At 42.9% G+C, this 19,941-nt stretch carries 20 protein-coding genes and 1 tRNA gene; 5 read left to right on the top strand and 16 right to left on the bottom strand.

Going from position 1 to position 19,941, the window contains the following annotated elements; translation table 11 throughout:
- Positions 1–9: 9 nt before the first annotated feature.
- The gene (locus IE164_RS11655) at positions 10–888 is read right to left on the bottom strand and encodes a fructosamine kinase family protein (protein ID WP_189630412.1); all 879 of its coding nucleotides are present in this window, start codon (positions 886–888) and stop codon (positions 10–12) included.
- Complete coding sequence (locus IE164_RS11650) at positions 888–1,370, bottom strand: low molecular weight protein-tyrosine-phosphatase (RefSeq protein ID WP_189630411.1); 483 nt, start codon at positions 1,368–1,370, stop codon at positions 888–890. The genes IE164_RS11655 and IE164_RS11650 overlap by 1 nt, the downstream gene beginning before the upstream one ends.
- A gap of 43 nt (positions 1,371–1,413) precedes the next feature.
- Here IE164_RS11650 and IE164_RS11645 point away from each other — a divergent pair, with 43 nt between their 5' ends.
- A complete protein-coding gene (locus tag IE164_RS11645; protein ID WP_189630410.1) occupies positions 1,414–2,187 on the top strand; it encodes an enoyl-CoA hydratase-related protein in 774 nt (257 codons plus the stop codon).
- A gap of 109 nt (positions 2,188–2,296) precedes the next feature.
- Here IE164_RS11645 and IE164_RS11640 read toward each other — a convergent pair whose 3' ends face one another.
- The 3 genes from IE164_RS11640 to IE164_RS11630 form a co-directional block, all read right to left on the bottom strand.
- The gene (locus IE164_RS11640; RefSeq protein WP_189630409.1) at positions 2,297–3,310 is read right to left on the bottom strand and encodes a DUF6588 family protein; all 1,014 of its coding nucleotides are present in this window, start codon (positions 3,308–3,310) and stop codon (positions 2,297–2,299) included.
- A gap of 20 nt (positions 3,311–3,330) precedes the next feature.
- A complete protein-coding gene (locus IE164_RS11635) occupies positions 3,331–3,918 on the bottom strand; it encodes a hypothetical protein (protein WP_189630408.1) in 588 nt (195 codons plus the stop codon).
- Between the two features lie 73 nt (positions 3,919–3,991).
- Positions 3,992–4,540, bottom strand: coding sequence for a hypothetical protein (locus IE164_RS11630; protein ID WP_189630407.1), 549 nt, complete (start codon positions 4,538–4,540; stop codon positions 3,992–3,994).
- A 143-nt stretch (positions 4,541–4,683) separates the two neighbouring features.
- Between IE164_RS11630 and IE164_RS11625 the strand changes: the two genes are divergently transcribed.
- Positions 4,684–5,919: a 3-deoxy-D-manno-octulosonic acid transferase gene (locus IE164_RS11625; protein ID WP_189630406.1), complete on the top strand. Its 1,236-nt coding sequence runs from the start codon at positions 4,684–4,686 to the stop codon at positions 5,917–5,919.
- Positions 5,916–6,839 carry a ribosome small subunit-dependent GTPase A gene (rsgA, locus tag IE164_RS11620; RefSeq protein WP_189630405.1) on the top strand — a complete coding sequence of 308 codons (924 nt, stop codon included), beginning with the start codon at positions 5,916–5,918 and terminating at the stop codon, positions 6,837–6,839. Before IE164_RS11625 ends, rsgA begins: the two co-directional genes overlap by 4 nt.
- 86 nt (positions 6,840–6,925) lie before the next feature.
- Here rsgA and IE164_RS11615 read toward each other — a convergent pair whose 3' ends face one another.
- Both IE164_RS11615 and IE164_RS11610 read right to left on the bottom strand, forming a co-directional pair.
- Positions 6,926–7,315, bottom strand: a complete 390-nt coding sequence (locus IE164_RS11615) for an acyl-CoA thioesterase (protein ID WP_189630404.1) — start codon at positions 7,313–7,315, stop codon at positions 6,926–6,928.
- Positions 7,316–7,318: 3 nt separating this feature from the next.
- A complete protein-coding gene (locus IE164_RS11610; RefSeq protein WP_189630403.1) occupies positions 7,319–7,807 on the bottom strand; it encodes a Dps family protein in 489 nt (162 codons plus the stop codon).
- A gap of 61 nt (positions 7,808–7,868) precedes the next feature.
- Here IE164_RS11610 and IE164_RS11605 point away from each other — a divergent pair, with 61 nt between their 5' ends.
- The gene (locus IE164_RS11605) at positions 7,869–8,798 is read left to right on the top strand and encodes a LysR substrate-binding domain-containing protein (RefSeq protein ID WP_189630402.1); all 930 of its coding nucleotides are present in this window, start codon (positions 7,869–7,871) and stop codon (positions 8,796–8,798) included.
- A gap of 245 nt (positions 8,799–9,043) precedes the next feature.
- Here IE164_RS11605 and IE164_RS11600 read toward each other — a convergent pair whose 3' ends face one another.
- From IE164_RS11600 to IE164_RS11575, 6 genes are all read right to left on the bottom strand, one after another.
- Positions 9,044–11,458 (bottom strand): ABC transporter permease, encoded by a 2,415-nt coding sequence (locus IE164_RS11600; RefSeq protein WP_189630401.1) that lies wholly within the window; start codon positions 11,456–11,458, stop codon positions 9,044–9,046.
- A gap of 72 nt (positions 11,459–11,530) precedes the next feature.
- Positions 11,531–12,973, bottom strand: coding sequence for a hypothetical protein (locus tag IE164_RS11595; RefSeq protein ID WP_189630400.1), 1,443 nt, complete (start codon positions 12,971–12,973; stop codon positions 11,531–11,533).
- Between the two features lie 181 nt (positions 12,974–13,154).
- The gene (gene arsS, locus IE164_RS11590) at positions 13,155–14,207 is read right to left on the bottom strand and encodes an arsenosugar biosynthesis radical SAM (seleno)protein ArsS (RefSeq protein WP_189630399.1); all 1,053 of its coding nucleotides are present in this window, start codon (positions 14,205–14,207) and stop codon (positions 13,155–13,157) included.
- A gap of 3 nt (positions 14,208–14,210) precedes the next feature.
- Entirely contained in the window at positions 14,211–14,546 is a 336-nt protein-coding gene (locus IE164_RS11585) for an arsenosugar biosynthesis-associated peroxidase-like protein (RefSeq protein WP_189630398.1), read from the bottom strand.
- Between the two features lie 222 nt (positions 14,547–14,768).
- On the bottom strand, positions 14,769–15,722 hold the full coding sequence (locus IE164_RS11580) for a helix-turn-helix domain-containing protein (RefSeq protein ID WP_189630397.1): 954 nt from the start codon (positions 15,720–15,722) through the stop codon (positions 14,769–14,771).
- Between the two features lie 242 nt (positions 15,723–15,964).
- Positions 15,965–16,041: transfer RNA gene (locus IE164_RS11575), tRNA-Arg, on the bottom strand.
- A gap of 129 nt (positions 16,042–16,170) precedes the next feature.
- On the opposite strand from IE164_RS11575, the gene IE164_RS11570 reads away from it, so the two are divergent.
- Positions 16,171–16,878: a porin family protein gene (locus IE164_RS11570; protein WP_189630396.1), complete on the top strand. Its 708-nt coding sequence runs from the start codon at positions 16,171–16,173 to the stop codon at positions 16,876–16,878.
- Between the two features lie 56 nt (positions 16,879–16,934).
- Here the strand turns inward: IE164_RS11570 and IE164_RS11565 are convergent, their stop codons facing one another.
- Genes IE164_RS11565 through rpoN form a run of 3 tightly spaced genes read right to left on the bottom strand, consistent with a single transcriptional unit; the run spans position 16,935 to position 19,806 of the window.
- A complete protein-coding gene (locus IE164_RS11565) occupies positions 16,935–17,714 on the bottom strand; it encodes an enoyl-CoA hydratase-related protein (RefSeq protein ID WP_189630395.1) in 780 nt (259 codons plus the stop codon).
- A 3-nt stretch (positions 17,715–17,717) separates the two neighbouring features.
- Entirely contained in the window at positions 17,718–18,287 is a 570-nt protein-coding gene (locus tag IE164_RS11560) for a phosphatase PAP2 family protein (protein ID WP_189630394.1), read from the bottom strand.
- Between the two features lie 49 nt (positions 18,288–18,336).
- Positions 18,337–19,806 (bottom strand): RNA polymerase factor sigma-54, encoded by a 1,470-nt coding sequence (gene rpoN / locus IE164_RS11555; RefSeq protein ID WP_189630393.1) that lies wholly within the window; start codon positions 19,804–19,806, stop codon positions 18,337–18,339.
- Positions 19,807–19,941 lie beyond the last annotated feature (135 nt).

Genomic DNA, 19,941 nt, shown 5'->3' with positions numbered 1-19,941 from the left:
GACCAGCGACTATATATACCTCTTAATGGTTCTCCAGACAGAGCCCAGATAACCCGAGTTGGCTCCAAAGAGATTTACATGCACCATCAGTGGGTATAGATTATATATTTCCACCAGAGCATCGAAATCATCGGGCAAGGGGTAGATTGCATCATATGCTTCATAAAACCGCTGATTGAACCCTCCAAACAGACGGGTCATGGCCAAATCCATTTCGCGGGCACCATAGTACACAGCCGGATCGAACAACGCGGGGCCCTTGGTAGAACCAAAAGCATTGCCGCTCCAAAGATCGCCATGCAGCAACGAAGGCTCCGATTCGGGCATTAATCCGGGCAGTTTATGCAGAAACTGCTTAAAATCTCTAACAAACTCCTGATTGACCTGCTGATTATAAATAGCCAGACCCAGCTGCGCGTTCAAACGAAATTCTGCAAAAAACGATACCCAATCTTGAGTTGGTTTATTGCATTGCTGCAACCTACCAATGTAATTGTCATGGTCTAAACCAAAGCTATCTCCCTTTACGCGGTGTAGTTCGGCCAGGGCCTCACCAAGGCGGGTCCAATAGACTTCATCTTCTCTGCCTCTTTCCAAAAACTCCAATACCAAAAACGAGATATCATTCAAGCGGCCATGGCCGAACACTTCAGGTACTTTAAGACCGGGAACTTTCTTGAGTAGCTTAAGGCCAAGTGCCTCTTTTTCCATCATGTCTTCATACCCTCCCTCGTGCCATTTCACAAAAAAATCACCGTGCGCGGTTTGCACACAAACGGCCATATTAATATCGCCACCACTTTGCATAAGTATACCTTCAATGGTCAGGTCATCGCCCAGCACCTGAAACAACATACTTCCAAGCAATTCGGTATAATAATCGTGCATTAGCTAAGGGAATGATCTTTCATAAGCCGGGCCAGAAGATGTTCGGTAGACCTTTCCAGTATTTCAAACACTAGCTGAAACCCATCTTCTCCGCCATAGTATGGGTCGGGAACATTGGCGTTCTCATCCATTGGGTCGAAGGCCCTCATCATCATTACCTGTGCTTTAGCATCGGCAGGCTGTAGTCGGTGAATATCGGCCAGGTTATATTCATCCATAGCCAGTATATAGTCAAAGCGATAGAAGTCCTGTTCTTTCAGTTGCCTTCCCAAATGGTCGTACTCCACACCATTTTTTCTGGCATTAGCCACAGACCTGCCATCAGGATGCTCCCCAACATGATAAGCCGCAGTACCACACGAGTCTACTACAAACCGACTGGCCATTCCTTTTTTCTCAATTTTGTTCCGAAAAATACCTTCGGCCAACGGAGAGCGACATATATTTCCCAAACACACAAATAACACTTTCACTTGAGCCATTTTACCATACTGTTTTAACTTAGCATTCTGAACGATCAAACCTATGGAATTTATAAAAGTAACCAAAGATCACGCACCATACATTGCTTTAATTGAGCTTAACCGACCCAAAGAATTAAACGCTCTGAATTTGCAGCTCATGGGCGAACTGCGCGATGCCCTGAAAGAACTAGATAATGACGACAATGTTCGGGTAATTATTCTTACCGGAAACGAACGAGCATTTGCTGCCGGTGCCGATATTAAGCAAATGGCTGGCAAAGGAACCATAGACATGTGGAAGGTCGATCAGTTCAGCACCTGGGATCAGATAAATAAAACCCGCAAGCCAATTATAGCAGCTGTCTCTGGCTTTGCCCTGGGAGGCGGTTGCGAGTTGGCCATGACCTGCGACATGATTGTGGCTTCAGAAACAGCTCAGTTCGGGCAACCTGAAATTAAAATTGGTGTGATGCCCGGAGCCGGAGGAACGCAGCGCCTTACCAAAGCTTTAGGTAAAGCTAAGGCTATGGAACTGGTACTTACAGGAAAGTTTATCGATGCTGAAGAAGCTCTCAGGTATAAACTAGTGAACAAAATAGTGCCGGTTGAACTATATCTGGAAGAAGCCACAAAACTAGCCTCTGAAATTGCCGCAATGTCGCCCATTGCTGTGCAAATGGCCAAAGAGTCTGTTAAACGATCGTTTGAAGTTCATTTGGAAGAAGGCCTCCATTTTGAGCGAAAAAACTTCTACATGTTATTTGCTTCTGAAGACCAGAAAGAAGGCATGAATGCCTTTGTAGAAAAAAGAAAGCCTGACTTTAAAGGCAGGTAAAAAAATATACTCCGCTTCTTTAAGAAGCCTGTTACCTTTCTTACCACACAAGAAAAAGGCTGCCTTAGTAAAACCAAAGCAGCCTTTTTTAACTTTTCTCTTGCTTATCTTATCTGAAAGAAAAGCCCACACCCAAAGACATGGTGTTGTACTCCTGGAAGGCGTATTCACCGGTGAGGGTAAGGAAAAGAAGTTTCATTCGAACTCCAACATTGGTTCTTATTCCATTGTTCTTGTAGCTCAGGCTTATAGGATCAGTAAACGATGAAGTTTCGGTAGTATATGTACCGAGTAGATTAAGTCCGATATCGTAGTTTGAGTATCCAAGACCGGCAAAAGCCGTCATGAAGAGTATTTTCTTAGAAATTACCGCTTGTACTACCAGGGAGCTGGCATCGAACTCGGCTACCTGATCCTGATCTACATCTATGAACGCTTGAGCGGTCATGCTGGTGTAACCTACAAAGGCCGAAAGATCAAAAGGAAGAATTTTTTCACCCGGCAACCACTGCTTAATATCGTGCATTAGGCCAATACCAAAAAGCTTCACGCTACCATCTTCTTCAATAGTTTGCTCAGGAACATACCGTAGCTTAAGCTCAAAGCCCTTAGGTAAACCAATACCTATTTGTGCCATTGGCACCGGCACAGCATTGAAGGGCATAAAGCCTTCTTCAACCCCTAAACCGGTAGGCGCAGAAATTCTCACAATCTCATCGCCAGTATCGGGGTCAAGAAAAGTTAGCTGTGGCAGGTCGTCTGCGCCAAGATTGGGACCAAACATGGTTGGAATATCCACAGAAGCACCACCATCGTATCGCACATTGCTGTAGTCTGAATTTCTGAAGGTGAAAAACTCGGCCGAGGAAGGCACACGAGCCGCAGAAATAGTCAGAGATAAATCGAAACCGAGAGTTTTGTGAGTTTTAGCCGTGTTGTACCATCCGCTGGCCAGGCCATAGCCAAAACCTTCGAAGGCAGGCTGCATGTAGTTTTGAAGAAGTTTGTTGGCATCTACAATACCAGCCTCCAAAAACGAATCGAAATCCAATTGTGCCTTTAGGCCAAAGGTTGTACTAAACAACATAAGGCCGGCTATTAAAAGTCTGTTAATTCTTTTCATGATCATCTTTTGGTTGAAGATTAGTCAAGTTTAATTCTTGTAGTTACATCAAATTTGAACACCAACTGGAAGTTTACTTCCTCCTCTCTCAAGAGCACATCTCTGCCTATAATTTCAATATCCATGGCAAAAGTTTGGCCATTAAGCAATGCGTTCTCCAGGTCTGCAATTGCGTTGAGGTTTACGTTTCCGGGAGTTCCCGCTTCAAACAATACTACATCGGTTACATTAGACTGTGCATCGGCCACCAAAATAGAAAGTAACTCTTGGGTGTTCTGACCAATCTCAATGTCTATACTCAAATCCAAATCGGCTTCGCTGTTTTGCGGAAATCCTACAATACTGTAAGTAATTTTGTTAATGGTAAAGCGCTCCGCATCGTCCAGATATTCACTGAATTCGTTGTCAGATATATCAATGGCTCCGGTGTTTGTGTTGATTGGTGGAGTTTCATCAACTCTTTGTCCAACAAAAATGGGAGGTACAGATAGCTGAACTTCAATCGGGTCGATAGCCACATTTTTAGAAATGTCTGACTCAATGCCAGCATCTCCACATCCCCAAATCACCAGTAACAGTGATAAAAATGGTAAAAGACGTTTTTGCATGATTAAATAGTTAATGTTAATAATTTAGTTAGTTAGTGCAGCAAAGGAAAGTAACGCCTGGGGCTCAACAAAATCAATCATGGGCCACCATTAGGTTTACATTCAGTGATAATACGACAGAGAAGTCACTGTCTACAGTCTTGTTCAATTGAGTGGTCAGCACAAAGCTGAATGGTTCGTAATTATCGAGAATTGCTTCCAAACTTCCTACTTGGGCAGAAGATAAAACCGACTTACTGTTTCCTTCTTCAAATAAAACAATACCCGACTTATTTTCAAGAACCAGTTCTTCCAACCTGCCTATTTCCGTGAGCTGATCATCTATTCTTGTCTGCAAAATAAGCGTCATACGCTCTTCGGCCGACCCGCTATTGTTGTAATTCTGTATGGTCGCTTTTAGATCAACCAGTTCTATCGATCGTATTTGTGAACCATTTCTATTAAACACCTGAGCCGGCACAACATTCTTCTCCACCGTTGCTTCTAAAGTGGCCGAATTATTAATGGTATGGCGCGAAATATTGAATTGAAAAGAACCGGACGCAGGTTCGGTAATGGTAGGACCTTCTTCTGTACAAGCCGCTAAAAAAAGTATAAGGGAAGCAAAAAATAGCTTTTTCATTGAGTTTGAATTGCCTCAACAAGTTACGAATTTTTCAATCGAATTTAATTGAGCAATACATGCGCGGTATAAGAGCGCAAAGAATTAGCCCAAGGATCGGACAAAGCCTCTATCTTTGGGGCTTATTATCCTGAAGAAACAAAATGTCTGCCCTTTATACCATTGCCATATACTGTTATGGAGCCATTATTAGAATGGCGGGCATGTTCAATACTAAAGCAAAAGAGTTTGTGAGAGGCCGCCAGAAGATATGGTCTCAGCTAGAACATTTCAAAGCGGAACACCAGGAGCCCGTGATTTGGTTTCACGCGGCTTCGTTGGGAGAGTTCGAGCAGGGGCTGCCGGTGATGCAGTCTGTGCGCCAACAATTCCCTAACCACCAACTGGTAGTCAGTTTCTTTTCACCCTCCGGCTTTTTGTATCGAAAAAACCATCCCGTAGCCAGTTGGGTATGTTATCTTCCATTAGATACACCCAAAAATGCCAGGCGATTTGTAGAGACTCTTAAACCCGAAATGGCGGTGTTCATAAAATATGAATTCTGGCATTTCTACCTTAAGGCCTGCAGCGAGCAGCGAGTCCCCCTTGTTTCTATCTCTGCACTTTTTACTCCAAAACACATCTTCTTTAAAAAGTATGGGGCCTTTTACCGCAAAATGCTGCATAGGTTCGACCACCTCTTTGTACAAAATCAGTCTTCGCTTCAAATGCTTAAGTCCATAGGAATAGATCGAGCCTCTGTTTCTGGAGACACCCGATTCGACAGGGTGATTCAAACCATATCTAAGCCTCAGCACTACCCGGAAATTGCACGCTGGACGAAAGATTACACTACCCTGATTGTGGGTAGCGCATGGCCAGAAGATATGCTGGTAATTGAACAGTTCATCCATGACTTTTCCGGAAAGATCAAAGTGATTATTGCTCCTCACCTTGTAGAGCCGGAAGCTCTCAATAAAATCACCAGGCACCTATCGGTAGATTATAGCCTGTACACCGACAGCAAAAACTTAGAAAACACTGCTGTGCTCATATTAGATACCATTGGAATGCTCTCTTCCGTTTACCAATATGGCCACTTTGCCTACATTGGCGGAGCATTTGGCGATGGGCTACACAACATACTCGAAGCCGTTGCCTTTGGATTGCCGGTTACATTTGGCAATAAGGGTTTGGAAAAGTTTCCTGAGTCTACCGAACTTATTGAACTTGGAGGAGCTATTGCCATTGCCAATAAGCAGGAGGCCTATGAGGCTCTAAAAAAACTAATGAATAAAGAAGAACGAGAAGTTGCCTCGACCATTTGCCAAAACTATGTGCTTGAAAATGCCGGAGCCACGGAAAAAATAATGCGTCATTTAAAAGGGATTTTACAATGAAGGGGCAGGTATACAAATCGACCGGCAGTTGGTATGATGTAAAAGCCGAAGATGGAAAAGTTTACCAAAGCAGGCTAAGGGGTAAATTCAAGCAAAAAGGGTTAAAAGTAAACAACCCCATTGCCGTGGGCGATTTTGTTGAACTTGAGCCTGATGAACAGCATGAAAATACGGGGCTTATAACGGGCATTTTAAACAGAGAAAACTATCTGATCAGGAAATCTACACGTAAGAGTGGGTTTTCGCATATACTGGCCTCTAATCTAGACCAAACACTTTTATTGGCTACGGTGTCATTTCCGAGAACCTCTCAGGGGTTCATCGATCGGTTTCTGGTAAGTGCCGAATCGTTTCGAATTCCAAGCCTGGTTATCTTTAACAAGAAAGACCTGCTAAACGAAAAAGAGCTTGAGAAGGTAAATGAATGGCAAGAAATGTATGAGCATATTGGCTATACTACCGACCTTATTTCGCTCGAAACCCAAGAAGGAATTGACACGGTTCTATCATACCTCAAAAATAAAACAACACTCATTGCAGGGCACTCAGGAGTAGGCAAATCCACTTTGCTCAACGCCCTGATACCCGGGTTAAAACAGAAAACCGGAGAGGTATCGGCCTTTGCAAATAAAGGCACACACACCACTACATTTGCCGAAATGTTCGATATAGATGGCGTTTCCAAAGTCATTGATACTCCCGGTATCAAAGAGCTTGGTCTGGTAGATATGGAACCTGAAGAAATTAGTCATTACTTTCCTGAAATGAGGGAGCATTTGGGTGAATGTCGTTTCAACAACTGTCTGCATGTAAACGAACCCGGATGCCGGATAGTAGAAGCTCTGGAAGACGGAGAAATTTTTCCTGAACGCTACATGAGCTACCTAAGCATGCTGGAAGATTATGACAGTCACAGGTAATAAGGAAAACTTAAGATACCACAAGAACCTGCTTACGAGTAAACAGGTTCTTGAATCTTTTTAAACACGAGGACTTCATTCGTATACTACGAAGAGAGTCTATCTTTCACATACTCTATTTTGGTTTTACCATGCGGCTTAGGTTTACCATCTTCTCCCAGGTTAACCATTATTATCTTATCAATAGAGAGAATATCTTCTCTGGTGATTTTATTTCTCACCTCACACCTCATGGTAATGGAGGTGGTTCCAAAAGCCACTGCCTCTATTCCTATTTCAATAATATCGCCCTGCCGAGGAGCTGAGATAAAGTTGATCTCCGAAATAAACTTGGTTACCACATGTTTATTCTCCAATTGAACCACCGCATAAAGCGCTGCCTCCTCATCGATCCAAGCCAGAAGACTCCCCCCAAATAGTGTTCCGTTGGGGTTAAGGTCTTCCGGTTTCACCCATTTTCTGGTATGGAAATTCATAGGCTATTGTAAATAAGATTTGAACATCCAGTTTTGTTTCTCGAGCTCCTGAATATAGGAGGTAAAGATATCCGTAGTTCCCTCATCGTTGGTCTTACCGGCCGCATCGAGCAACTCATTGAGGTTGCCAATTAGAATTTTGTTGGCCGTTACAACAGCTTCTACCATTTTATTGGCCTCCATTATCTCCTCATGAGATTCTACATGTGCGTTGGATACAATGTTTTTTAACGAACCTTTGGGAGTGCCCCCCAGAGCCAGCACCCTTTCGGCAATCTCATCTATCTTTTCGGCAGCTTCTCTGTAGAGTTCTTCAAATTTATCGTGCAACACAAAGAAAAAAGGCCCCTTCACGTTCCAGTGAAAAAGTCTGAGGTTTTGGTAGTGCACCTGATAATTAATTAAAAGTTGGTTGAGTTTTTCAACTACTGGTGAATCTGCTTGTATTCCCATTTGCATTTCTGTTTTAAGTTCTGTTTTTACTGTACTCATACAATAATCCAACTATATTTAGAATTTATATGTTCCTTTACTCTCTATTGATTTCATAAATATGACATTACAACAATTAGAGTACATCGTTGCCTTAGACACTCACCGCCATTTTGTTACGGCAGCCGACAGTTGCTTTGTTACGCAGCCCACGCTAACGCTGCAAATAAAAAAGCTGGAAAACGAAATGGGGACATTGATTTTCGACCGGTCCAAGCACCCTATAGAACCGACAAAAACCGGGCGACAGATCATAGATAGGGCTCGCCAAATTCTGAGAGAGGTAAATGGTTTGAAAGACTATGTAAATACGGAGAAAGATGCCATGAGTGGGGTATTCCGCATTGGCGTAATTCCTACCGTTGCGCCCTATCTTATGCCTCGTTTTTTAAAACACTTCACTGATAACAATCCAAAAATTTCGCTGAAGGTAAGGGAAATTGAATCGGAACAAATTATCCATGACATCAAACACGATCTGCTGGACATTGGTATTTTGGCCACCCCTCTCGATGAATCCAACATCCGTGAAATCCCGCTGTACAACGAGCCTTTTTTACTCTACGTTGCCGAACAGCACCCACTTTTTGCCCGCAGATCTGTTACTCCCGAGCAATTGCCCGAGAAAGGCTTATGGCTGCTCAATCAGGGGCATTGCCTGCGCGATCAGGTACTTTCTCTTTGCAACCAAAGGCGCTCGTCCAAAATGGAAAACATTAGTTATGAAAGTGGCTCCATTGAAACATTGCGCAACCTGGTAAAAAACCACATGGGCTACACCCTTGTACCTGAACTTTCAGTAATAGATCAAATGGATGATTTGCGCATAAAACGCTTCGAAAAGCCAGAGCCTACCCGAGAGATAAGTCTGGCTGTACATAAGGGATTCAATAAAGAAGCGGTACTGGAAAGCCTCAGAGAAAGTATTGTAAAGAATATCCCCGATAGCTTTGTGAAGGCCAAAAAGTTTAATCGTATACGGTGGAGATAGCCCTAGGCCATAGGGTAAACCATAGGCCGTCTACGCAAAATACGTAGAAAACAATTTGAGCAAATCGCTCAGTCATACCCTGCCCAAATGTCTCAATTTTGAATAAACATTAAGAAAGAGATATGGCAATTGAAACAACACTTACCCTAATGGCAACTGGTTATTTGATGATCTTTGGTTTTGTATTTCTTAAGATTCGTCAAATCGTAAAAGGACAATAAGGACTCCCTTCTTCACCAAATAGATTATTCCGTATGCAATGTATGAGAGGGGTTCATAAGAGCCGCTCTTATGCTATGGAATGATATAGTCAATAGAGCTATCAGAATAGAGACAATTGTGGCTATTCCAAAATACCACAGATTAACCCCCACCGCATAGGCAAAGCTGCTTAGCCATTGCTGCATTAAATAGTAAGCTAAAGGCCAGGCCAAGAGATTGGCCAACAATATGAGTTTTACAAACTCCATACTCAGCAGACGAACAATGCTACTCACTGAAGCCCCAAGTACTTTTCTAATACCAATTTCCTTTCTGCGTTGAGTAGCCAAAAATGCCGCCAGTCCGAAGGCTCCCAAACAGGCTATAACTATGGCCAGTACCGCAAAGGAAGAAAACAACCGGCCACTCCTTCTTTCTGCCTCATACAGTGCCCCAAACTCCTGATCTACAAAGGTGAGTTGTAGAGGGCGCTGAGGCACAAAATTACTCCAGGCTTGTTCTATAGTAGCCATGGTTGAAGCCACATTTTCGTTGCCCATTTTTAATACCATAAGTCCGGCTCCGTTTCGCAAGTCGGAGGCCATCAAGGCCAAAGGCCCAATGTTTTGATGCAACGATTCAAAGTGGAAGTCTTTTACCACCCCAATCACGTTATAGATTGGCCCATTAATAGGCTGCAATTGTTTGCCAATTGGATCGCTCCATCCAAAAGTACGCACGGCTGCTTCGTTGATTATAATGGCAGTGGTATCTGTTACTATGTTGCGGTCAAAAGCTCGCCCATCAATCACTTCAAGCCCCATGGTTTCAATCAAATCATAATCTCCTCTTAAGTTCGGAATTAAATACCGGTCGCTGGCGCTTCCCTGCACGTCCATAAAAGTTCCGCCATTTACCTGTCGGCCGGGAAAGGTGTTTACTCCGGCTGCCGAACTAATATTCGGGTTGTCCAATAGTATGTTTTTAAACGTCTCAATCTCCTGCCCCATCATGCCTGCTCTTTCTACTATAACCAGCTGATCTCTATCAAAGCCAAGAGGCTTGTTGACCATGTAATTGATTTGCTGATAGATAATGAGTGTACCAATCACAAGAATAATGGAGATACCAAACTGAAGAATTACCAGGGTATTGCGTAACCAGGAATTTCTGGCTCCCATACTGGCCTTGCCCTTAAGCACAACTACCGGCTTGAATGCCGAAAGCACAAAGGCCGGGTATAAACCAGCCAATATGCCTAAAGCCATGGAAAAGGCCGCCAGTCCCAGGCATACCTCTGTGCTAAGCAAACCTTCAATGCTGAATGATTTTCCGGCCAATTGATTGAAAAAAGGTAAGAGTAGTGAGGCCATTCCGGTGGCCAACACAGTAGCTAGCAGACACATAATAATTGACTCTACCAAAAATTGACCTATGAGCTGGTTTTTGAGTGCACCAAGCACCTTGCGCATACCCACCTCGCGCGCTCTATTGGCCGCCCGTGCCGTTGTAAGATTAATAAAGTTGATGCAGGCAATGAGAAGAATGAATATAGATATGGCCAGGAATAAATGAACGACTGTCTTATTGCCATTGGGCTCTATTTCCCACTGAAGGTTTGAGTTGAGATGAATTGACTCCAGGGGCTGAAGAAAATACCGGTGGTCGTTACCAGCCTCCTCATACTGAGCCCAGCTTATGCCTAAAATATTCTGTACCTGAGGCTCCATATAGGTCTTTACAATCTGCCGAATACTGGCCTCAATGCTTTCCACCGAAGTTCCAGGTTCTAGTTTTATATAGGTATGCGTATTGTAAGAGCCCCAAAAATTATTCTGATACAAGCTAGGAATAGTGCTCAATGAAAACAGAAAATCGAAATGAAAGTGACTGTTTACGGGCATTGGCTTCACTACCCCTCTAACCATTACTTCACCCACATTTTGTATAGTTAGCTGTTTACCCACAGCCGGTTCGTCTCCAAAGTATTTTCTGGCCATATCTTCCGTTACAACCAGCGAGTTGGGCATGTCGAGTGCTGTGTTTTTATCGCCCGCCACAAATTCTACAGCAAAGAAATCGAAGAAGGTTGAGTCTACTGCCATTACATTTCGCTCATCGAACTGACGGTCTTCATCCACAAATGTGAGGGAGTTAAAGGCTGCATAAATGCGAGTAAATGAAGTAACGGTGGGCACATCGGTGGCCAGGGTTGTGCCCATTGGCATGGGAGTACGGGCATAAACAAAGGCGTTATCAGGAAACTTCCGGTCTAAGGCTATTCGATAAATATTTTCTTTTTCAGGGTGAAAATTATCATAGCTAAACTCCTCGCTTACATAGGCCAAAATAAGCAGGCAGCAAGATATGCCAATGGCCAGCCCGCTGATATTAATAACTGCAAAAAACTTCTGTCTGAGAATGTTTCTAAGAGCAACTTTGAGATAGTTCCTAATCATATCAATGCATTTGCAAGCATTAATATACTAAGCCCCAACAGGTTAATTCTTGCTCATTATGTTAGCGGTTACTTATTCTTTCCAGAATACTATTTCCAGCATATCAACCATTTTAAAGCGACTGTCTGACATTTCCTGAATCATGGGATTGCCCTGAAAGTCGAGCCGCTTGATGGAGATCACGTGCTTACCCCGTTCTATCTCGGTTAAATCCAGCATTTGCAAAAAACCTTTCTCATTCCTGTTGCCATGAGTGGTATAAAGGAAGTCATTTTCCACCAACTCATCGTCTAAATATACCTCGTAGTTTTTCTGAACACAGGCCAATCCTCTGGCCAGCTTTTCTTCAAAAGACCCGGCATCGTACATCAGTTCGCTAAGGGTGTGGATAGTATCTTGAGCCGAAGCCATACCGGCCTTTATACCATCGGTGATAGTCACTTCATCGTTCAAAAAATTCACCTCAGGGCAGAAGTATTTAAAACTGGTGTTTTGTTCAGGGCTGTAGCGAATAAAAAGAGGAAGAAAGTCCGAACCTACTATTTTGGAAGGGATACTGGCCTCTCTTATATAGGCATTACCCCTTTCATCGTCATAAACATCATTTTTTACAATAAACCGGTTGCTTCCGTTTTGATGGGGAAAATACATGTATCTGTCCCATTTACCGAACTGCACCGACAAAAGCAAAAGCACTAGCAGCGTAGCACTAACGCTCACAATGTGCTTCTTCTTGTAATTGGTGATGAGGTGATAATATATGCTTCTGTAAATGAACGACAGGCTTATTATGCTAAAGAGCCTATAGAGCGGAAAATAGATGGATGAAAACCATCGGGATTTTTTGAAAGCACTAAAGAGAAGAGTATCCAGAAAGAAAATAATGGCTGCCACCAATAGCAGCATGGCCAGCAACATCACCGTAAAAACAGTTATACCTAAAACAGCCTGATTGCCAATATACTGTGGCAGAATATTAATACTACCTAATAAAATGAACAGAAAGGCTCCTACTAAGGCCACCGATAGCACAGAAAAGACCAACAGGTAGGTATAGGCAAAAATGACACTGGATATCTGATCGATAAAGAAAATGAGGTCGTCTAAGGTTCTCACCCTGGCGGGCAAGTACTTACGAAAGGGCCCTTTGAGGTTGAGCTTTTCAAAGTCTATGGCATTGTTAACCGAACTCAGGCCCACAATACCAATCCAGAACCCTCTAAGCAGCAGATGCAGTAAGAGACTAATGAGAAAAAAGCGAATAAGAAAAGGAATGGAACTGAGCACAAACCGACCGGCAGCCGTGAAAATCACAGTACTGTCGTTCATCTTTACCAACTTATCGAAGTACAAAGCTTCTTTGAACCGCTGGTATTCATCGTAGCCGCTAGCCAGCAAGAAAATAGAAAAACCCGTTATGAGCAGCTCCAACTGCCAGCTTTCCAATTGCAGATTGGCCACCCATCGCCTAAGTTTTCCTTCTTTGGTCTTTTCGTTGCCTTCAATAGTTCTCATTTTCGGTTGTTATTAACCGATGAAAATAAGAAAAATAGGTGTGTTTCAAGGGAAGCGAACTTAAAACTCCTTGAACAAGTGGTGATAAAGCCTTCCGGATCGATCGACAACTATGAAAGCACAGCTAGTCAACCTTTCTTCAACCGCTCCTCCCCAACCTCACCGGGCCACCACATGGACATTAGGCGGTGGTGCTTCCTCCGCAACTGGACCCTGCTCCGGCCGTACACCCAAAGCAATGTTGATTAATAATTATTTCTCTGTTGAGTACTTTCTGCCAGTCAAAGTCGCTAATATGATTTGGTGCACCATGGTTCAACTTTAATTCAAGCATTTGATTAAAATCGCAGTCATATAAATAGCCATCCCAGCCAATGGAAATCATGTTTCGGCACATTACTCCTTCTGCTGCAACCGGGTTAAAAGCATTGGCCAGCTCACTCATATACTCTTCGTAATTGCCTGAGTTGAGCAGGTAATCCAAAAACCGACTCACCGGCAGATTAGTTATGGCATATAGTTGGTTGAATTCAATACCAAAACCGTCTTTTAGCTTATGTTTATATTCCTGCTCCAACACCGCCTGATCGTCCGGCAGATAGGCTCCTGAAGGATTATAGACCAGATCTAGTTTAAGACCGGTATTCTCTTTTCCGTAACCTACGGCATTTAGCATCTTCAGAGCCTCAATACTCTTATTAAAAACCCCATCGCCTCGCTGTGCATCAGTTCTTCTTGCGGTAAAAGAGGGCAAAGAAGAAACTACATTCACTTTGTGTCGCCTGAAAAACTCCGGTAAATCATGGTACTTAGGATTGGCCAATATAATGGTTAGGTTACACCGTACAATTATCTCTATATTTCTCTCAGAAAACTGCTCTACAAACCACCTGAAGTCAGGATTCATTTCCGGGGCACCACCGGTAAGATCCACTGTTTTAACCGGCATACCATCAAGCGCATCGATAATCTGCTGCATGGTTTGGCGGGTCATAATCTCCTTTCGGTCAGGTCCGGCATCTACATGGCAATGTTTACATACCTGGTTACACATTTTACCCACATTGACCTGAAACACATCTATACCCGTAGGCCTAAGACTATGAACCCCCGATTCGTTCAGCTTTTGCTCAAAACTGGGGATACCAATTTTCTGATGATCGCTTAATATTTTTATCTGCTCTTGCGGAGAAGACAACCAGTGATTTGTTCTTTTGAGAGTGGCTAAAGACATAGATTACATTAATTTTTCTTTCATTTTATTCATCATTTGTACACCATGCACCAATGATGCTCCGCCCCTAATGGCTGCGGCTACATGTACAGCTTCCATCATTTGCTCTTCATCGGCTCCTTTTTTCATACTGGCATCGGTATAAGCATCTATACAGTATGGACACTGAATGGCGTGCGATACTGCCAGAGCAATAAGGGATTTTTCGCGAGCTGAAAGAGCCCCGGGCTTAAACACAGCTCCGTACCAATCGAAGAACTTGTCTCCCATTTCTTTCTGAAACTCGGTGATGTCTCCAAACTTTTTGAGGTCTTCTGAATTATAATAGGTCTTTGACATAGGTTAATAAGTAAACATTCTGAAAATGGACTGTACCTAAGCTTGGCTTCTTGCACATACGAAGTTAATCGGCCATGCAGATTTAAGCCGCTTTGGCACTCCAAATGAAACAGAATGCCTCGAAGAAACAAATGATAGAAAGAATGAATCCCGGAATACACCGGGATTTAAAGCTTCTGTCGGCTGACATACAAAACCACAAAAGGAAGCTTATGTTCAGTATCAGGCAGAAATAGCATAGGCACTCACCTGCTGATTGCGGTAAGCCGAGGGGGTTAAGCCTGTGTAACTGGCAAATAGTCGGGTAAAAGAGCTTACATCTTTAAAACCTACGTCATTGCAAATAGCTTGTACATTGCTTTCTCTATGACGAAGCAACCATTTGGAACGCTCCATGCGCAATGCGGTCACAAACTTTTTAGGGGTTATTCCAAAAGTCTTCTTAAATGCTCTGTGAAAATGATAAGGACTAAGACAAGCTACTCTCGATAGCTCATTGAGGTTTATTTCTTCGCAATAATGAGCCTGAATGTAGTCTCTGGCAATAGAAAGCCGCTTGTACAACTCTACTTTAGTCGACTGCTTTACAATATTCTGATTTTCAAAGTGGGTGAGTTGAGAAGAACAGTCGGCAAAGACCATTTCCAGAATTCGATTGAAGATTGAGTAATCGTCTATTTCATCGATTGAAAGATAAAGTTTGGCGTGAATAATATCGCGAATTACGGGCCGCACCTCTTCATCTACAAAAAAAGTGTGCAACGGAAATTCGGGCACAGAACCTACTAAGTCGTAGATACCGTTTTGGCTTATCAACTCATCTTCACTGTTCATATGAAAGTTCACAAAGTCTTTGACAAAAGACTCGTTGAAACAGAACGCCAACATAGTGACATCCTCATTGTTCTGGGCTCTAACCGTGTAATTGGTACCCGCATTCATTACCAAAAACTGCTGCTGATTGACCTGGAGCAGCTTATCTTCAATGAGATACTCCTGTGTGCCGCTTATTCCAAACCGCACAGAAAACCTCGTTTTCTGGTTTTCGCCATACAGATTGCTGGAGCTAAAAAGGGCAAAACCATTATTGATTCCTTCCATTTCTCCATTATCCGACTTCCAATAAATCTGACCACCCATCTTGTGGATGGTGTGTTGACCTTTATATGCTATCATTTTTTTGACCTTTAACCTGAATGTAACACTTGAGCAAATTATCACTCAATCTATTTATGTAAGTGGTAACATAAATAGAGCCGATGGTATATTCTCTGACAGAAATCAGGCACAACACCTAACCAAGCGTATTTCTTCTGTGACATGGCTCAGACACACTTAGAAGACAATTAGGTGGAATTGGGAGTAAAAAAACAGGATGATGCGGCCATAAAAAAAGCCCCCAAAAGTTGGGGGCTTTTTGGTGACCTCGCCAGGATTCAAACCTGGAACCTCCTGAGCCGTAATCAGGTGCTCTATTCAGTTAAGCTACGAGGCCGTACAATGACTTTGGTTAAAGTCCGTTAAAATAGGCTGCAAAGGTATGTAATTCTTTTTCTTTGCAAAAGAGCACTATTATAACTTTTAAAAAATACTAACTTTGCCACCGCTCAAATCGAGACATTCTATGAAAAAATTTGCGTTAGCCATCGTTGTTTTGTTCATGTTGGGAAATGTTGCCAAGGCACAAAGACCAGACCTTCCCGGAGCATTGATTATTGATGTTGGGGTAAACAATTGGACCGATGCGCCTGACAATCTGAGACTTAATAATTTTGAGTCAAAAACGGTAAACATCACTTACTATTACGATCTTCCCATAGGCAACAGTAAATTCACTTTTACTCCCGGACTAGGTTTAGGCCTCGAAAAATTTTCTTTAAAAGATAACTATACATTGACCAGTTCACTCGACAATACGGGCAACCTGGTGGTGGCCCCTGCCCAATTGACTAATCAACTAAGCAATGTATTCGAATTTGGTAAATCTAAATTCGCTGCCAACTACGTAGACATTCCACTAGAAATACGATTCTATAAGCGCAAAAACCAATACTCAAGAGGCTTTAGAGCTGCACTTGGTGGCAAAGTGGGCATGTTGTATTCTTCATTTACCAAATACAAGTGGGAAGATACCACCGGTGAAAACCACATGGTAAAGAACAGAGCTGACTATGGTCTAACTCGTTTTAGATACGGTGTTCAGGGAAGAGTAGGCTTTGGTGGCTTTAGCCTCTTTGGCTATTATGAGCTGTCCGATAAGTTTGATGTAGCACCTGCCGGAGGAGAAAATACCCGAAACTTCACCTTTGGAGTTTCTCTGACAGGTTTCTAATAAAAAAGGCACCCACAGGTTAGTGCGGGTGCCTCGGGTTCTTCTAAAACAATTTTTTACTTGCCCAGAAAGTTGGGCTTTCTTTTTTCCAGGAAAGCCTGAACGCCTTCCGTATAATCGTGCGAGGCTCCTGCAATGTCTTGCATATATGCTTCGTACTCCAGCATTTCTGAAAGTGTAGCGTTTTGCGATTTGTTAAGCATAGCCTTCATAAGACCAATGGCCTTTGTGGGGGCAGCTGCATAATAGTCGGTGTAGGTTTTCACCGCACTGTCCAGCTCATCATCGGCAACACATTTATTAATTAGCCCCATGGCTTCGGCCTCTTTTGCTCCAACACGTGTACCCATAGTGGCCAACTCAAAGGCTTTGGCCGAACCTACCAACCGAGGAAGAAAGTAAGACGAGCCTGAGTCTAGTACCAAACCGATATTCACAAATACTTCTATAAGCTTGGCACTTTCGGCCGCCACAATCAGATCACATGCTAAAGCAAACGAACAACCGGCACCGGCCGCCACACCATTTAACCTACAAATTACCGGCTTGGGCATATTGCGAATGGCCTGTATAATGGGGTTATAGCGCTTATGCAGTGAATCTGAAAAAGACCTGTTTGGCTCTTTCGATGAGGCTTTCAGGTCTTGCCCACTACAGAAAGCCTTCCCCTCACCGGTTAACACCAGAACCCTTACCTCATCATTTTTCTTAGCGCTTTTTAGGGCGTCTTGTAACTCAAAGGTAATCTCGTTATTCAGTGCGTTGTACACTTCCGGCCTGTTCAACGTTATGGTGGCCACACCATTGGCAATTGTGTATTTAATAAATTCGTACATAGTCTACAGAAATAAGGATATGGAACCAAAACACACCCCAAAGCCCAGCATTGCTCCGGCCAAAACTTCTCTGGGTGTGTGAGCATTCAAATATAAACGAGCCCAAGATACCAGGCCACAAAGCAAGAGACTAACCAAGAGCACCGGAAAGAGTTCATGCGTACTTGGATAGGCTCTCTGAAGCGCCAAAACAAACCCCAGCCAACCAAAAACTCCGGCAGCATGAGCACTAATTTTCCAACGAAAGGTAATTCCATTGGTAGCCACCACTACCACCGTTATGGCTAAGAATGCCAGATTCAGCAATGGAGTCATCCAGCCTTGCCCTTCTATCATAAAAGTTACAATGAGGTAGAAAATAGAAATAAACAAGAATGGCATTAGTCTGTCTCTTCTATTTTTCATGTGTAAGTCCTTTATAACCTTAGTGATTTTGAACATTACCACTGTGAGAGCCGGAATTACAAAAGTGGTGATAAACACCAGCCCTACGACAGTTAGTTTGCCATTATTGGTGAGATTACTACTATCTCTTAAGTGAAAAAGTATGGTATAAAAAACCACTGAAGGCATTAGTAGTGGTTGAATCAGATAGGTTATAAGCTTGGCCGCAAAATTCAAATCAGAGTTCTTTTCTTAGTCGGGCTACAGGAATGTTTAATTGTTCTCGGTATTTGGCCACCGTACGTCTGGCAATATTATAGCCTTTGGCCTTCAACGCCTTTTCTAGTTTATCATCTGAAAGAGGCTTTCTCTTATTTTCTTTATCAATAAGCTCTGCCAATATGGTCTTAACCTCTCTGCTACTTACGTCTTCACCACTCATGGTAGAAATACCTTCGCTAAAGAAGTATTTCAGAGGAAATATACCGAAGTCTGTTTGTACGGATTTAGAGTTGGCCACCCTGGAAACGGTAGAAATATCCATCTGAATTTCGTTGGCAATATCTTTCAGAATCATAGGCCTCAACTTGGTCTCATCTCCCTCCAGAAAAAACTCGTACTGATACTTAACAATGGCCTCCATGGTTCTTAGCAGTGTATTCTGTCTTTGCTTTATGGCATCTATAAACCACTTGGCAGCATCTAACTTCTGCTTCACAAAGGTTACCGTTTCTTTGAGTTTCTTATCCTTCTTATCGCTCTTGTCATAGGCACTAAACATCTCGCTGTATGAGCGGCTCACCTTAAGCTCAGGAGCATTTCTGGAATTTAGTGTAAGATCGAGCTTGCCATTATTATTGGTAAGTAAAAAGTCCGGAATGAGGTACTGAGTTTTTACCAATCCACCGGAAACCCCACCTGGTTTTGGATTTAGGCGTGTAATAGAAGATATAGCCTCTTTAAAGAGTTCTTCATCTTCAAGATTGAGCTTCTTAATTATTTTGTCGTAGTGCTTCTTGGTAAATTCATCGAAACAAAGCGAAACAATGTTATAGGCCACCTCAAGCACCCTTTCCATTTCCTCATCTCCCTCGTTGTCCTCTTTCTTTCTGTCCAACTGAATAAGCAAGCACTCCTGTAGATTTCTGGCTCCAATTCCTGGCGGGTCAAACTTTTGAATTTCCAAAAGCAACTCTTCCAGCTCTTCCACATCAGTTTCAATATTCTGAGAAAAGGCAAGGTCATTTACAATAGCCTCTAGCTCTCTACGTATGTATCCGTCAGATTCAATACTTCCCAGCAATTGTTTACCGATTCTCTCCTGCCGCTCATCAAGCCCAAGAAATCCTAGCTGCGCCTCTAACTGATCATTGAGACTGGCCTGCATAGCAATTGGCATTTCCCGATCTTCATCGTCATTGTAGTTGCCATCGCCTTGCATTTTATATCCGGAATAATCATCATCTGCCAAATAGTCTTCTACATTCAGCTCATCCGATGAGTTGTCGTCAAAATTATCGTCAAAATCCTCACTCTCCTGCAAGTTTTCAGGTTCTTCTCTCCCCTCTTCCAAAGCCGGGTTTAACTCCAACTCTTCTTCAATTCGAGCATCCAACTCGGCAGTTGGCACCTGCAACAGTTTTATAAACTGAATTTGCTGCGGTGAGAGCTTTTGGCTTAAGGACTGACTTAAACTGAGTTTTTGCATGCGGTAATTTTTTCTGACCTTTCACTCAAAGATAAAGGAAAGACGTTTAGATTGAAGACACAAGCAACACTTTTTAACAAAAATCATGCAATTTTTAAAAATCGGGCATTGCAGCACCCCAGGCTATAAAACTAT

Source organism: Roseivirga thermotolerans, from assembly GCF_014653175.1.
GTDB lineage: Bacteria > Bacteroidota > Bacteroidia > Cytophagales > Cyclobacteriaceae > Roseivirga > Roseivirga thermotolerans.
The sequence above is the reverse complement of the archived record's forward strand: the minus strand, read 5'-3'. Positions and strand labels throughout refer to the sequence as shown.

Bases quoted from the DNA above. Each gene is read 5' to 3' on its own strand.
- IE164_RS11635 (WP_189630408.1), bottom strand. From the start codon at position 3,918: ATGCAAAAACGTCTTTTACCATTTTTATCACTGTTACTGGTGATTTGG.
- IE164_RS11610 (WP_189630403.1), bottom strand. From the start codon at position 7,807: ATGAGTACAGTAAAAACAGAACTTAAAACAGAAATGCAAATGGGAATA.
- IE164_RS11605 (WP_189630402.1), top strand. From the start codon at position 7,869: ATGACATTACAACAATTAGAGTACATCGTTGCCTTAGACACTCACCGC.
- IE164_RS11585 (WP_189630398.1), bottom strand. From the start codon at position 14,546: ATGTCAAAGACCTATTATAATTCAGAAGACCTCAAAAAGTTTGGAGAC.
- IE164_RS11640 (WP_189630409.1), bottom strand. From the start codon at position 3,310: ATGAAAAGAATTAACAGACTTTTAATAGCCGGCCTTATGTTGTTTAGT.
- IE164_RS11615 (WP_189630404.1), bottom strand. From the start codon at position 7,315: ATGAATTTCCATACCAGAAAATGGGTGAAACCGGAAGACCTTAACCCC.
- IE164_RS11600 (WP_189630401.1), bottom strand. From the start codon at position 11,458: ATGATTAGGAACTATCTCAAAGTTGCTCTTAGAAACATTCTCAGACAG.
- IE164_RS11595 (WP_189630400.1), bottom strand. From the start codon at position 12,973: ATGAGAACTATTGAAGGCAACGAAAAGACCAAAGAAGGAAAACTTAGG.
- rsgA (WP_189630405.1), top strand. From the start codon at position 5,916: ATGAAGGGGCAGGTATACAAATCGACCGGCAGTTGGTATGATGTAAAA.
- IE164_RS11560 (WP_189630394.1), bottom strand. From the start codon at position 18,287: ATGCCTTCAGTGGTTTTTTATACCATACTTTTTCACTTAAGAGATAGT.
- IE164_RS11570 (WP_189630396.1), top strand. From the start codon at position 16,171: ATGAAAAAATTTGCGTTAGCCATCGTTGTTTTGTTCATGTTGGGAAAT.
- IE164_RS11645 (WP_189630410.1), top strand. From the start codon at position 1,414: ATGGAATTTATAAAAGTAACCAAAGATCACGCACCATACATTGCTTTA.
- arsS (WP_189630399.1), bottom strand. From the start codon at position 14,207: ATGTCTTTAGCCACTCTCAAAAGAACAAATCACTGGTTGTCTTCTCCG.
- IE164_RS11650 (WP_189630411.1), bottom strand. From the start codon at position 1,370: ATGGCTCAAGTGAAAGTGTTATTTGTGTGTTTGGGAAATATATGTCGC.
- IE164_RS11655 (WP_189630412.1), bottom strand. From the start codon at position 888: ATGCACGATTATTATACCGAATTGCTTGGAAGTATGTTGTTTCAGGTG.
- rpoN (WP_189630393.1), bottom strand. From the start codon at position 19,806: ATGCAAAAACTCAGTTTAAGTCAGTCCTTAAGCCAAAAGCTCTCACCG.
- IE164_RS11580 (WP_189630397.1), bottom strand. From the start codon at position 15,722: ATGATAGCATATAAAGGTCAACACACCATCCACAAGATGGGTGGTCAG.
- IE164_RS11565 (WP_189630395.1), bottom strand. From the start codon at position 17,714: ATGTACGAATTTATTAAATACACAATTGCCAATGGTGTGGCCACCATA.
- IE164_RS11625 (WP_189630406.1), top strand. From the start codon at position 4,684: ATGTCTGCCCTTTATACCATTGCCATATACTGTTATGGAGCCATTATT.
- IE164_RS11630 (WP_189630407.1), bottom strand. From the start codon at position 4,540: ATGAAAAAGCTATTTTTTGCTTCCCTTATACTTTTTTTAGCGGCTTGT.